This is a genomic window from Bacillus nitratireducens, assembly GCF_036320425.1.
Classification (GTDB): Bacteria; Bacillota; Bacilli; order Bacillales; family Bacillaceae_G; genus Bacillus_A; species Bacillus_A nitratireducens.
Genome location: NZ_JAUMJO010000006.1, coordinates 220111 through 234529, shown reverse-complemented (window position 1 = coordinate 234529; position 14419 = coordinate 220111). Strand labels below are relative to the sequence as shown.

Sequence of the window (14419 nt, the reverse complement as noted above, 5' to 3'; positions counted from 1 at the left end):
CGCTTGTCCCCTTTACAAATGTATTAACCAAATTGTATCAAATATCATGGTGTGTCGGGTGAAGATTTTTTCGACTGATTTTTGAAGCGCCATCGTAGTGAATGGAATAGAAATAAAATTGGGATATAAGCGTATACAATATATAAACCAGCTTGAGACAGTACTGTATTTAATGTATTGATACTTTCACGGTTTGTGAAAAATAAGGATGAAATAAATATAGCTGCGATAAAAAATGGTAGTGTAATTTTAAATGGTACGTGAAAAGACCTTTTACTAATGCAACAAGCAGACCAAATCGTTAAACAAAGATTAGGTAAAATAATAAGATACCATAGGAAAATAATGATGTACTCAAACCTTTGGATAAAAGGAACCTTAATTATTTTTAGCATCGTTAATGTTGGCCAAATTGTATGATGTAGTTGTCCTTGACTATAGTACATAAGGGAAACGATGGCTAGTATTACGTATAGAATTGTTGTAAAAGCAATACCACCGTGCGCCCATTTATTTAATGATTTTTCTTTTTTGATAAATGGATAAAAAACAAGAATTGCTTCAAATCCAAGAAATTCTAATGCAGATGATTTCGCTGCAGTTAGAATTTCTAAAGGTGAATGAGTTAGAATTGGGAAAATGTTACGGACATGCGCATATTTCATTGGGAAAACTAAGAAAAATAGGACGAAAATCGGTATTATGACGCCCCAAAAACACATTCCTGTTACAGAGCGAAAACCACCTTTAATTACGTAGTAAGTCACAAGTAAAAATAATAAAGTTAATTTCCACGGTTTAATTGTAGGGAAGACCCAAACTTGAATGACTTCAATATATGTACGAAGGACAGTAAGGCAAAATAATAAAAGGTATGCAGCAAAGCATACGGACAAAAATGTTCCAATCAACTTTCCGAAACATGTCGTATGAATATTCATTAAATCATTATCTTTTTCTAACATTTTTAGCATGCAAAATAATACGATATGAGTTACAATGCCAGCAACAATAAGAGAAATCCAAGAATCATAGCCGGCATATTGCGCAATAATCCTTTGGTATCCTAACACACCTACTCCAATTTGAAGAGAGTGTAATAGAAGAAATGTGAAATAAGGGGAAACAGTATGTGTTTTATCTTGTCCAGCCATTACAGCACCTCACTATTCTCCGATACCAGATTGTACAACATTAATTTTTACATTAACTGCAACGTCTACGCTAGGATACATTTCTTGAATTTGTTTCATGCTCCATTTTCTTGAGTGACTACGAATTTCTTCACGTATACCGATTGGGTCGATTTCTTTTTCTTGGAATTGTTTTATTAATTCGTTTAAATGTTTTTCAAGTGTATTTTCTACATGTTTTTTTACGTAAGTTACATTTTCGCTCTTTGATAAATCAAGCCAGCCAGGGGCATTTTTTATAAGTCCATTTAATTTCAGTCGAATGTGAACTTTCGGAATGTCACCGGCGTCGGAAAGGGAACAAACACTATTTCCAGATAAGTTTTGGGTTGAGATTAAGCCTTTATGTTTACCTTGACGTATCGGAACTTCGTAACGTCCATTTTTAGTTGGATTAATGAGTAATTTAAATAAAAAAGATCCTGTTTTATCTGTATACATAGCTACTTTATCCTTTTTTAAAAAAGCGAGTCCTTTAATGGAAGCAGACTTGTCTTCTGCAACTTGAATGTAAGGAAGAAATGGATCGCAGCCAGATGAATAAAAATCATATAGAAAAATATTTAAAGCCATCCGAGGGATTGTCTCCGTTTCTATATTTTGCTCCAATAAATCAGATAGATATAGCGATCCATTTGTTTTGACATGTTTAAGTAATTCTTCTGTTGAACCGTCTACAAGCGCTAGCTGCACATCTCGGCCAATGTTAGGGTCACGTTGTAAGTTGTTAATAACATCTCCGAGTCCACGTTCACCAAATGATTTTCCAAATAGGACAACGCGCATTTGACCTACAGCAATCGTATGTGGTGATTTTGCGTTTAGAAGTGAAGAGATTGTTTCAATGGTACCAGCAGTAGTGGATTGAGTCTCTGGTTTTGATTGCACTCCTTTTGTGTAATCTGGATAGAGAATCGTCCCACGAAATTTCTTCCCTTTCGTTATATCGAATCCACCCACATGAATAATCCGCTGTGTATCTACTATGTTAGGTTGTGTACAGCCAGATAGAAAAATTAAAATGATGATGGAAAAGCGTAATAAAATATTTTTCATTTTTCCTCACCGTCGCGTTTTTCTTTTGCTTGGTTTGGATCGTAGCGCCATTTCTTTTTTGGTCTTAGAAAAGAAGCCCGTCCTGCAGTTTGACTAAATGGAAGACGAAGGAGCCCCTCAGCTGTACCTAACCCGCGAAATGGATATAAAGGTAATAAATAAGGTGATCCAAGTGATTTTAAGCGAATTAAATGAGCTAATATGAATACAAATCCGACGATTAGCCCTACACCTCCAAATGCTCCAGCTAAAATGATGAGAGGAAATCGTAATATCCGGATGGTGGAAGACATTTTTACTGTTGGTGTTGTAAAAGAAGCAAGCGCAGATAAAGCAACCGCAATTAATAAAATAGTACTCGTTAAAGCAGCCTCAACAGATGCCTGGCCGATGACAATCCCCCCAACAATACCAATCGTTTGACCAACTTTAGTCGGTAAACGAGCTCCAGCCTCGCGCAGCAATTCAATTGTAATTTCTAAAAAAAGTGCTTCTAAAACAGGTGGAAAGGGTACGTTAGCTCTAGAATAAATAATAGGACCGAGTAAATCTGCGGGAATCATTTGATAGTGATACGTTAATACAGCTGTATAAATAGCTGATGAAAATAGAGAGAATGCTGCTCCGAAAAAACGAACCAATCTAAGAAATGAGCCTGCTATCCATGGTAAATAATAATCTTCTGGAGATACAAAGAAATCGAGTAATGTCGCCGGTCCAGCTAATGCGTATGGTGAACCATCTGTTAAAATGACAACACCGCCATTAATGAGTGCATAAACAGAACGATCTAAGCGCTCTGTAGGTAGTAAAACAGGGAAGGGAGAGTTACTATTATCGCTAATAAATTGTTCGATCATAGTCGCATCGAAAGGAACATCAAAGTCAATGCCTTGTAGACGCTGCATTGCAGTATTGACGTGCTGATCATTTGTAATGCCTTCGATGTAAGCAACTATGACCTTTGTTTTTGATATAGAGCCAACTACAACTTCTTTGAAAACTAATTGCTCCGTTACAATACTTCGGCGAAGTAAGTGTGTATTTGTATCAATATTTTCAACGAATCCGACTTTGGGACCGATTACACTATATTCATTTTCTGTATCGTTATATAATCGTGTACCTAAAACTGAACTTTCAGCACGAATAAGTGCATATTCTGCTGCTTGAGAATCATTTTTTAGCTGTATGAGCACATACCCACCTAATAATTTTTTACGAATATCGTCAATAGAAGGGCCTGTGATAATCTCCTCAAGTGTGACGATATTTGCTATATCACTTATATTTTCAATGTGACCTAATTCTCTTTTTATAGGTGTTAAAATAAATCGATTAATGAGGAGTGATTCAGCTGTAGATTTGTAATAAAACAAACATAATGTCCCATCGTCTACTACGTTATAAGAAACGAAATCACTAGATTCTTTCATCGTGTGGATAAACTCGGGAATGGAACAGATTGTTTTTTTATTCTTTTTAGATGTTGAACGTAACATTTTCTCACCCCTGACATGCATCATTTACTTGTGTTAGTTTTTGGGAAAGACGGGAATTTATACTTGAAAATTGAAAGTTCATAAGGAAAAGGAAGAGTAATGAATATCTCTTCCTTTTTGGCATATTAATTTGTTTTCTTTTCTTTAATAGATTTCACTAATTTAATCATTTCAGCTCGTATATCTTCTTTTTTAACATTTAATTTTTCTGCAATTTGTTTAATTTCCATTCCATCTTTTTTCATTTTTAGTACATCATCGAGAGGGGTATTACTTTTTTGAGCGATGATTGTTAACACCGCGAGCTGACGTAAGCCGATGTTATACTCTTTCATTTTTTGTTTTAGCTGATCAGGTGTAGATTTGTGCATGTTTGCTAATTCTTGCAGTAGTGCTTTTTTCGTTTCTTTATTCATATGATGTTTTTTCAATTTACTTGGATCTACACCGAAATGCTCGGCTGTTTTTTCCCAAGATTTATTTTGCTTATAGTAAGCTAAAACGTCCTTAATTTCTTTTTTGCTTATTCTTGCAATGTGTGAAGCTTTCCAAATTTCATGTTTGTTATAGCCGAGTTTTTCGAGCGACTGCATTTCTTCTTTTGAAATAGGCTTATGATGGTGCATTGTTACTTCTTTTGGCGTGGCAGCGGAAGCAGGAAAGACAGATATCCCGCACAATAATGCTGCCATAGTCATACTTACTACGATTTTCTTGTACATATAAATTCCTCCTAGATGGATAATGTGGAAAACTTTACACTTATCATTTCCATAAAATGTGAAATACTTGTGAACAAGTTAAGTTTTTTTCTTCACAGTATGAAATGACGTTTTGGAAGTTTTCCAACATAAAACATTGATTAATAGTAAAAAACTAGGGTATAATCGAAATTGAAAATCAATATCAATAACAAACATATACATATAGATGAAAATAAGGGAGAGAAAAATATGACTACATATACTTCCATCGCAAATGTGATTAAAGAAAGACGTTCTGTTCGCACATTTACAGATAAAGCAGTAGAAAAAGAATTATTAATTGAACTATTAAACGATGCAACATGGGCGCCAAATCATAAAAACCGTGAACCATGGAATTGTAAATTATATATTGGAGAAGGCCGTCAGAAATTAGTAGACGCAGTATTAAACTCTTTCACAGAAGAAGAAAGAGCGAAGCGCGGTAAAATTTTATCTGATCGTTTCTTAAGCACACCTGCACAAATCGTCGTATATATAAATGAAGACCCACGTCAAATTCAACGTGACGAAGATTACGCTGCAACATGTGCATTTATGCAAAACTTCCAACTGCTTGCTTGGGAACGTGGATTAGGTTCTGTTTGGAAATCAGGCGGATTAAACTACAACCCATTATTTATAGAAGGACTTGGTTTAACAAGAGGTCAACGCATCGTTGGAATTCTTCACCTTGGCTATTTCGATAAAGCACCAGAAGGAAAAGCTCGTACACCGATTACGGAGAAGATGGAGATTATTGAGGGTTAATAGATGAGACATTCTCGTTTTTGCGAGAGTGTCTTTTTATTATGCAATCAATCCTCATGAAAGCTTGTTCCTCATCATACACTTTCTTAAGGGAAAGTGTAAGGAGGGAAAATAATGAGAGCAAGTGATGATAAAGCACTACAATATGCGATTGCTGAAATTACGGAAATTGCGACTGGATTTGGTCTTGATTTTTATCCGATGCGCTATGAAGTATGTCCAGCGGAAATTATTTATACATTTGGTGCATATGGGATGCCGACGAGGTTTTCGCATTGGAGTTTTGGAAAGCAATTTTTCAGAATGAAATTACAATACGATTTGGGACTTAGTAAAATTTATGAACTCGTTATTAACTCTGATCCATGTTACGCCTTTTTATTAGATACGAATTCTTTAATTCAAAATAAATTAATCGTGGCGCACGTTTTAGCACATTGTGATTTCTTCAAAAATAATATTCGTTTCTCTAATACGAAACGCGATATGGTGGAGAGTATGGCAGCGACCGCAGATCGTGTGAAGGCGTATGAACATAAGTATGGAAGAGAAGAGGTAGAAACATTTTTAGATGCCGTACTTGCCATTCAAGAACATATTGATCCATCGCTTATGCGTCCGAAACTTGCTTGGAGTATTGGAGATTTAGAAGAGGATGTAGAAAAGAAAAAGATATCACAGTACGATGATTTATGGAATTTAGATGATCGAAACAAAAAGAGGGAACGACCTAATATGCATAAAAAGAAGAAAATCCCACCGCAGCCAGAAAAAGATTTACTCCTCTTTATTGAAGAATATAGCCGTGAGCTAGAAGAGTGGCAGCGCGACATATTAACGATGATGCGCGAGGAAATGTTATATTTCTGGCCACAGCTTGAAACGAAGATTATGAATGAAGGCTGGGCTTCCTTCTGGCATCAACGTATACTTCGTGAAATAGATTTAACATCTTCTGAAGCGATCGAATTCGCGAAGCTTAACGCAGGTGTCGTACAGCCATCAAAAACAAGTATTAATCCATACTACCTCGGTATTAAAATGTTCGAAGATATTGAAGAGCGCTATAATAACCCGACAGAAGAAATGAAGCGACGCGGTGTGAAGCCTGGTTCTGGTCGTGACAAAATCTTTGAAGTACGGGAAATTGAATGGGATGTATCGTTCCTAAGAAACTATTTAAATAAAAAACTTGTAATGAGAGAAGATATGTACTTATTCCAGCGCCAAGGAAAAGAATATAAAGTAATTGATAAAGAATGGGAGCATGTGCGTGATCAACTTGTAAATATGCGTACTAATGGAGGTTTCCCGTACTTAGTAGTAGAAGATGGAGACTACTTAAAGAATGGGGAATTGTACATTAAACATAGCTATGAAGGAATTGAACTAGATTTAAAATACTTAGAAAAAGTATTACCGTACCTTCATCAGTTATGGGGAAGAACGGTGCATATGGAGTCGATTGTGGAGAGTAAGGGCGTTGTGTTTTCTTATGATGGGAAGATGGTGCATCGGAAGTATGTGTGAGGAAAAGAACGGACATAGAAATGCTATGTCCGTTCTTTTTTATTTGGAACAAAGTTAAATATGCTATTCTTGAAGAAAGGGAGTTATATATAGAAATGGAGCAATTCAAATGAGCAAAATAGGGGTATGCAAGGTGGATATTACGCCGCCTTTAGGTATTGATTTTATCGGATATCATAGAGAAACAGGGATTAATAATATTGAAGAGCGTATCTATGGGACGATCTTTGTGTTTGAAAAAGATGAAATGAAGACTGTGTTTATAAGTATTGATAATATTGGGATGTTAGTAGAAGATACGAATATTATTCGTGAGCGAGTAGCGAGTAGGCTTCATGTACCATTTGAGCGAATAACAGTTGTTTATACACATACACACTCTGGTCCGGAAACAGTTGGTGATCAACCTTTACTAAAGTCGTATAAAACGATTTTACTAAATAATGTAGTGCAAGGTGCTATTACTGCGAATAATAATATGCGGTTATGTGAAGTTGGCTGGGGTGTTACGACAGGTGATATTGGAGTAAACCGAAGAGAGAGAACACCTGATGGAAAAGCAAAGATGGGCACAAATATAGAAGGTATTGTAGATAAAAGAATTGGTGTTTTAGCAATGAGAAATGCTGAATCAAAGGAGTTAGTAGGGATCGTTGTATTTTGCACTGCGCATCCGAATGTTTTAAAAGGTGATAGTGATGTATTATCAGCGGATTATCCAGGAATGACGAGAGAGATTCTTGAGAAGATAGTAAACTGTCCTGTTATTATCGTTCAAGGTGCTGCTGGAAATGTGAATGCGAAATATCGCGGTTCAAGGGAAGCATTAAAACAAATGGCTTACACACTTAGTGGACATGTATTAACGATGTTGCCAATAGTTACATATAGCCCAATTATAAATTTAAGAACAATTTCGAGTACGATGCAAATGAAGTTGAAGGATATTCCCGAAATTGTTGAGATACGAAGCATGGCTCAATTAGCGGAGAAGCAGTGGGGCGTGAATACGGATGAATGGCTTACTATCGTTTTAGAGAAATATAAGCAAGGTATTCGGCAGTTAAGTGTTGATTTAGAAGTTCAACTGTTTCAAATTAATGATGGTATGTTCTCTGGTATACCGATGGAGCCTTTTTCAGAAACTGCGTTAGAAATGAAAGAGAGTCTTCAAAATGAACTAGCTTTTTTGGGTGGATATACGAATGGATATATTGGTTATTTACCGACAAAGGAAGAGTTTACATATGGCGGGTATGAAGTGGAATTAAATCCTATTGTGTATGGAACGGTTACAAACTTGTTGATGCCGCCAGAGGAGAATACGGCGGAGTTGATTGTACAGAGAGTTATAAAATTACATAATGCGTAAAATATAGACTCTCATATATTTAATATGAAATTTAAAGGAAACAATAATTATTAGTAAGAATGTAGAAAACGAATCCGTTTTGAAAAAGAATAATCAAAGTGGATTCGTTTTTTATATGGAGTTTTTGTTTACCAAACAGGTCGTATGCTCGATGATAATTTTCCTGTATTTTCTTTAGTAACGAATGTTGTTAAATCCTCTTTAAGCATTTGCATTCGTTCTGCACCTATGTTTGCAATCCATCGTTGTTCTATTTCAGCTACTATTTCTTCTTTTGCTTTCATTACTGCTAAACCACGCTCGGTTAAAACAATAATTTTACCTCTTTTATCAGTAGGATGCGTTTGGCGTGTGACATAACCACTGTTCTCCAGAGAATCTACCATTTTACTTATGGCCTGTTTTGAAACCCCTAAATATTCAGCTAGTTCTATACCGGTTGCTCCATTAGGAAGGATGCGTTTGAACATAAAACCGTGTGCTGGCCTAATATCTTCAAATCCCAATTCACTTAATCTATCATGTAGTTCAGTAATTAATGTACTGAAAGATAATGATAAAAGTGAAGTAAGGTCTAGTTCGTTAAATGTTTGATGATCCATATATATAACCTCCGTGATTGTAGTCAATTAAGTTGACTATAGGTGAAACCTATTGTACTATACAGGATATAGTCAATCAAATTGACTATATATTAGTGATAGAGCAAATAATGATTTATCTAAATAGAAGCAATGGAGGTTTCACATGGTTAATATCGTTAAAATTAGAGGGAGTGAATTTGCACCATATACATCGCTGAAACCTATTAAGGATCCTGCAACAGGAAGAGTATTTGAATATGCTGGAGATGCACGTGAATTTGCACCATACGCTGTGAACACAAAGCGTTCAAGATTAGAACAAGAAGTGACTGTTGATTTTTATAAAAGAGAAATTTTCACATATGCAGATGCTTGTATCGTCACTGTGAAGATTACAAATCCAGATGGCTCAATTGAGTATCAAAAGGGAGAAACAAGTACAGATAACATTGCATGTACAAACATTGTATGGAGTAAAGATGAAGTTTCATTTGAAATGAGAGCAAGTGCAAGTAATCCTTTAAACGCGGCAGCACCTGCAGCTGATTATTTTTTGACTATACGAGTTAATGAAAGTGGTACTGTGCATGTTGAAGGTGTACATGATGGTTTCCCTTGCTATGAATTTTATAAACAATTAGACTTTGGTTCATTTGAATTAATATACACGCATGATTTCAGAGAAACGGATGATACCCCAGCAGCACTAGCGGGAGAAATGGAATATAGTTTTAAAACGACAATCTAATAAATATAGCGCTATTTTTCAGAAGGAAGTAGCAAATGTAAAAGAGAAGGCTATTGATTATGGGAACGAAATTGTGGTCTGTTTTACTCCATAGTATGCAGTATCTAAAATAAAATTATAGAGGTGTTTCTTATGGCCAATATCGTTAAAATTAGAGCCAACGTATTTATTCCAATGTCTTGGACAGAACCGAAGAAGGATGTACAAACAGGGAAAGTAATCCAATTCGAAGGTGATTCACGTGAATTTACACCACATGCGGTAAATACTATGCGCTCTAGAGTTGAGCAAGAGGTAGTAGTGGACTTTTATAAAGAAGAAGTGTTTTCATATGCAAACACGGGTATTACGACAGAGAAGGTCACAAATCCAGATGGTTCTGCGAATAAAAGAACAGGAAAAGCGAGTACTGAAAATATTGTGTGTACGGATATTTCATGGAATTCTGACGGTGTGCAATTCAAAATGAGTGCAAGCGCTAGTAATCCGTTAAATATGTATGCCCCTCCTGTGGACTATTTATTAACTGTATGTGTGAAAAAGGATGGTAGTATCGATATTCAAGGAGAACATGATGGATTCCCTTGTTTCGAATTTTATAAGCAAGTAGATTTCGGTTCATTTGAACAAATTTATACACATGATTTTAGAGAAACTGGTGATACACCTGAAGCGTTAGGTGGAGAAATGGATTATAGTTTTACAAAGAGTTTATAGGAAGTATGACAAATTACTTCATTCGTAAATGAATTCAGCCGTCAAAAATAAGTATTACTCCATACTACGCCGCCTTTAGGCATGGATTCAATCATACAGAAAAGAACTTGGAGCTATCTAAGTTCTTTTTTGTTTCGAATTTGTGAACAAAAGATATATATATTGAAAATGATTTTTGTATATTTTATTATATACCCATACGGGTATGAGTTTTTGTTTGTAATACATGAAGAAATTAAATAATAAACAACATGGAGGTTTGAAATATGTCTAGAAAAATTGTTGTAGTAGGTGGAGTTGCGGGCGGGGCATCGGTAGCTGCAAGGCTTCGTCGATTAAGTGAAGAAGATGAAATTATTATGGTTGAACGCGGTGAATATATTTCATTTGCAAACTGTGGATTACCATACTATATTGGCGGTGTAATTACAGAAAGACAAAAACTATTAGTGCAGACAGTTGAAAAGATGTCAAAGCGCTTTAATTTAGATATACGTGTATTGAGTGAAGTAGTAAAAATTAATAAAGAAGAGAAAACAATTACTATAAAGAATGTAACTACAAATGAAACATATAACGAGGAATATGATGTTTTAATTCTTTCACCAGGGGCGAAACCAATTGTTCCACCTATTCCGGGTATTGAGGAAGCGAAGGCGTTGTTTACGTTACGAAATGTACCTGATACAGATCGTATTAAAGCGTACATTGATGAGAAGAAACCACATCATGCGACGGTTATTGGTGGTGGATTTATTGGAGTGGAAATGGTTGAAAACTTAAGAGGACGAGGACTTGATGTTACTCTCGTAGAGATGGCCAATCAAGTGATGCCACCGATTGATTATGAAATGGCGGCATATGTACACGAGCATATGAAAAAGCACAATGTTGAGCTTGTTTTTGAAGACGGTGTAGATGCATTAGAGGAGAAGGGGAGTATTGTACGTCTAAAGAGTGGGTCAATTATAAAGACAGATATGATTATTTTAGCAATTGGTGTACAACCAGAGCGTAGTTTAGCGAAGGATGCAGGATTAGCACTAGGAGTTAGAGGAACGATAAAAGTAAATGAAAAATTTCAAACGTCGGATTCTCATATATATGCAATCGGTGATGCGATTGAAGTGAAAGATTTTGTTACAGAAACAGAAACGATGATTCCTTTAGCGTGGCCAGCTAATCGTCAAGGTCGCATGTTAGCAGATATTATTCATGGACATACGGATTCTTTATATAAAGGTACGATGGGAACTTCTATAGCTAAAGTTTTTGATTTAACAGTTGCTTCGACTGGAGTAAATGAGAAAATATTAAAACGATTAAATATACCCTATGAGGTAGTACACGTACAAGCAAATTCCCATGCTGGATACTATCCGAATGCTACGCCAGTACTAATAAAATTAATTTTTAATAAAGAGAGTGGAAAAATTTATGGAGCACAGGCTTTAGGACGTGACGGGGTAGATAAGCGTATCGATGTTATTGCAACAGCGATGAAGGCGAATTTAACTGTAATTGATTTACCGGATTTAGAATTATCATATGCACCACCGTATTCTTCTGCAAAAGATCCAGTAAACATGGTAGGGTATGCGGCAAGCAACATAGTAGATGGTTTTGTTGATACAGTACAATGGCATGAAATTGATCGTATTGTTGAAAATGATGGATATCTAATTGATGTTCGAGAGCCTAATGAATTAAAGCAAGGAATGATTAAAGGTTCTATTAATATTCCATTAGATGAATTACGTGATCGCTTGGATGAAGTGCCATTAGATAAAGAAATATATATTACTTGTCAGCTTGGTATGAGGGGATATGTTGCAGCACGTATGTTAATGGAAAAAGGATATAAGGTAAAGAATGTAGATGGTGGCTTTAAATTATACGGAACAGTATTACCAGACCGGATTGTATATTGATATTTGTTCATCTTTCAATTCAAAATTTGGTGGAGGATGAACCCCATGGATTAAGGTTTCACTTTTTGTTTTGCGAACATGTAAGATGAAAAATAAAAATAGGGGTTTACAAAATACCCTGTAGGGTATAATATATTGTCATAAGTTATAAATGGTGACATAATGGTAATGAGGTGATTGTAGAATGGAATATAATCAAGATATGAAAAATAGATTGAAACGTATTGAAGGTCAAGTTCGTGGTGTGCTTCGCATGATGGAAGAGGGAAAAGATTGCCGAGATGTTATTACACAGTTAACTGCATCCCGTTCTGCACTTGATCGTACAATTGGACTCGTTGTGGGAACAAATTTAGAGCAATGTTTACGTGAGCAGTTTGAGGCAGGTAATGGCTCAAATGAAGAGTTAATTAAAGAAGCGGTTCAATTACTTGTAAAAAGCAGATAATCTGTCAAACCTATGTGTTGACAGATTTTCAAAAACATTTTATTATACCCCTACAGGTATATGTATAATAATTAGGGAGGAAATGATTATGAGTATAAAAGTTGATACGAGTTTAGACTGTAAAGGCTTGGCTTGTCCGATGCCAATTGTGAAGACAAAAAAGGCGATGGAAGGGTTGGCATCAGGGCAAGTTATTGAAATAGAGGCGACAGATAAAGGTTCTACGCTAGATATTCAAAGTTGGTCAAGTAAAGTAGGGCATCAATATATTGGAACGAAACAAGAGGGAGATATATTAAAGCATTATGTAAGAAAAGCACACGAACATGAAGTAAATGAAGTTGTGAAGTATCCTCATACGATTACGAATGCGGAATTGCAAGATCTATTATTAAGTGGTGAAGAGTGTACTGTATTAGATGTTCGTGAAACGGCGGAATTTGCCTTTGGCCATATTCCATCTGCCATTTCTGTTCCATTAGGTGAAATAGATAGTGCTAGGTTAGACCATGTGAAGCCAATTTATGTTGTTTGCCGAACTGGTAACCGTAGTGATGCAGCTTGTCAAATGTTGAAAGAGAAAGGTTATTCAAATGTGAAGAATGTCATTCCAGGTATGTTAGAGTGGCAAGGGAATGTGGAAAAATAAAATTTTTTAAATCAAAATATACCTATGGGGGTAATAGGATGACTGTTAAACCGTTACATGCAAAAGATGTTGCAGAGAAAGTTTTATTCGGAGAGTTGTTTATTTTAGATGTTCGTAACGAGACGGATTATGAAGATTGGAAAATTGAAGGGAAACAAATTTCTTCTATAAATAAACCGTATTTTGATTTATTAGATGGTGTAGATCATATTGTAGAGGAATTGCCTAAGGAGAAAGAAATTTTAGTCGTATGTGCGAAAGAAGGTTCTTCACAGTTTGTTGCTGAGCAATTGTTAGATGCTGGTTTCAATAATGTTTATTATTTAGCTGGCGGTATGAAAGCTTGGAGTGAATATGTGAAGCCATTAAAAGTAGGAGATGTACAGGGCGAGGGAAGTATATATCAATTTAATCGCCTTGGAAAAGGGTGTTTATCTTATATGGTCATTTCAAACGGTGAAGCAGCAGTCATTGATGCGGTGAGAACAATTGAAGCATACGAAGATTTTGCAAAAGAGCACGGAGCTACTATTACTAACGTAATGGATACACATCTACATGCAGATCATATTTCTGGTGGGCGTAAGTTAGCTGAAAAAGTAGGCGGTACGTATTGGTTACCTCCAAAGGATGCGGAGGAAGTCGTTTTCTCATATAAACCGCTTGTTGAAGGAGCTGTCATTACGGTGGGGGGTACCAAAATTGAAATTGACGCATTATACTCACCGGGGCATACGATTGGAAGTACATCATTTATTGTAGATGATTCCTATTTATTATCAGGCGATATTTTATTTGTAGATTCAATCGGGCGTCCAGATCTTGCTGGGAAGGCGGAAGACTGGGTAGGGGATTTACGAAATACTTTATATAAACGTTATAAGGAATTATCTCAAGATTTAATTGTTTTACCGGCTCATTATTCAAAAATAAGTGAAATGGACGACAGAGGTATTGTGAGTGCGCATTTACAAGATTTATTTAAGGAGAATGTAGGATTAAATATTGCCGATGAGGTAGAGTTTCGTAAAACGGTGACAGAGAACTTACCGCCTCAGCCGAATGCTTATGAAGAAATTCGTCAAACGAATATGGGTAAGATTTATCCGAGTGTGGAAGAAGAGCGTGAAATGGAGATTGGTCCAAATCGTTGTGCAGTTCATGATTCATTATAA

General features: G+C 35.9%; 14 protein-coding genes. 9 read left to right on the top strand and 5 right to left on the bottom strand.

Features of this window, described 5'->3' with window-relative positions:
* Positions 1 to 44: 44 nt before the first annotated feature.
* From Q3V31_RS23115 to Q3V31_RS23100, 4 genes are all read right to left on the bottom strand, one after another.
* Entirely contained in the window at positions 45 to 1154 is a 1110-nt protein-coding gene (locus Q3V31_RS23115) for a GerAB/ArcD/ProY family transporter (protein ID WP_016128734.1), read from the bottom strand.
* A 12-nt stretch (positions 1155 to 1166) separates the two neighbouring features.
* Positions 1167 to 2249 carry a spore germination protein GerYC gene (gene gerYC, locus Q3V31_RS23110; RefSeq protein WP_016128735.1) on the bottom strand — a complete coding sequence of 361 codons (1083 nt, stop codon included), beginning with the start codon at positions 2247 to 2249 and terminating at the stop codon, positions 1167 to 1169.
* Entirely contained in the window at positions 2246 to 3751 is a 1506-nt protein-coding gene (locus Q3V31_RS23105; RefSeq protein WP_016128736.1) for a spore germination protein, read from the bottom strand. The genes gerYC and Q3V31_RS23105 overlap by 4 nt, the downstream gene beginning before the upstream one ends.
* A 125-nt stretch (positions 3752 to 3876) precedes the next feature.
* Positions 3877 to 4473 (bottom strand): hypothetical protein, encoded by a 597-nt coding sequence (locus Q3V31_RS23100; RefSeq protein ID WP_329767292.1) that lies wholly within the window; start codon positions 4471 to 4473, stop codon positions 3877 to 3879.
* A gap of 231 nt (positions 4474 to 4704) precedes the next feature.
* On the opposite strand from Q3V31_RS23100, the gene Q3V31_RS23095 reads away from it, so the two are divergent.
* The 3 genes from Q3V31_RS23095 to Q3V31_RS23085 all read left to right on the top strand — a co-directional run bounded on the left by Q3V31_RS23095 (position 4705) and on the right by Q3V31_RS23085 (position 8167).
* Positions 4705 to 5265 (top strand): nitroreductase family protein, encoded by a 561-nt coding sequence (locus Q3V31_RS23095; RefSeq protein WP_000214829.1) that lies wholly within the window; start codon positions 4705 to 4707, stop codon positions 5263 to 5265.
* 114 nt (positions 5266 to 5379) lie between these two features.
* On the top strand, positions 5380 to 6795 hold the full coding sequence (gene spoVR / locus Q3V31_RS23090; protein ID WP_329767291.1) for a stage V sporulation protein SpoVR: 1416 nt from the start codon (positions 5380 to 5382) through the stop codon (positions 6793 to 6795).
* A 109-nt stretch (positions 6796 to 6904) separates the two neighbouring features.
* Positions 6905 to 8167, top strand: coding sequence for a neutral/alkaline non-lysosomal ceramidase N-terminal domain-containing protein (locus Q3V31_RS23085; protein WP_329767290.1), 1263 nt, complete (start codon positions 6905 to 6907; stop codon positions 8165 to 8167).
* A gap of 128 nt (positions 8168 to 8295) precedes the next feature.
* On the opposite strand, the gene Q3V31_RS23080 is transcribed toward Q3V31_RS23085, so the two are convergent.
* On the bottom strand, positions 8296 to 8769 hold the full coding sequence (locus Q3V31_RS23080; protein ID WP_000350028.1) for a MarR family winged helix-turn-helix transcriptional regulator: 474 nt from the start codon (positions 8767 to 8769) through the stop codon (positions 8296 to 8298).
* Between the two features lie 145 nt (positions 8770 to 8914).
* On the opposite strand from Q3V31_RS23080, the gene Q3V31_RS23075 reads away from it, so the two are divergent.
* From Q3V31_RS23075 to Q3V31_RS23050, 6 genes are all read left to right on the top strand, one after another.
* Positions 8915 to 9499: a DUF3238 domain-containing protein gene (locus Q3V31_RS23075; RefSeq protein WP_016128739.1), complete on the top strand. Its 585-nt coding sequence runs from the start codon at positions 8915 to 8917 to the stop codon at positions 9497 to 9499.
* 132 nt (positions 9500 to 9631) lie between these two features.
* Entirely contained in the window at positions 9632 to 10216 is a 585-nt protein-coding gene (locus tag Q3V31_RS23070) for a DUF3238 domain-containing protein (RefSeq protein WP_001284286.1), read from the top strand.
* A gap of 266 nt (positions 10217 to 10482) precedes the next feature.
* Positions 10483 to 12147, top strand: a complete 1665-nt coding sequence (gene cdr / locus Q3V31_RS23065; RefSeq protein ID WP_000087571.1) for a CoA-disulfide reductase — start codon at positions 10483 to 10485, stop codon at positions 12145 to 12147.
* 184 nt (positions 12148 to 12331) lie between these two features.
* Positions 12332 to 12595 (top strand): metal-sensitive transcriptional regulator, encoded by a 264-nt coding sequence (locus Q3V31_RS23060; RefSeq protein ID WP_016128740.1) that lies wholly within the window; start codon positions 12332 to 12334, stop codon positions 12593 to 12595.
* A gap of 88 nt (positions 12596 to 12683) precedes the next feature.
* Positions 12684 to 13244, top strand: coding sequence for a sulfurtransferase TusA family protein (locus Q3V31_RS23055; protein WP_016128741.1), 561 nt, complete (start codon positions 12684 to 12686; stop codon positions 13242 to 13244).
* A gap of 38 nt (positions 13245 to 13282) precedes the next feature.
* Positions 13283 to 14419, top strand: coding sequence for an MBL fold metallo-hydrolase (locus Q3V31_RS23050; RefSeq protein WP_016128742.1), 1137 nt, complete (start codon positions 13283 to 13285; stop codon positions 14417 to 14419).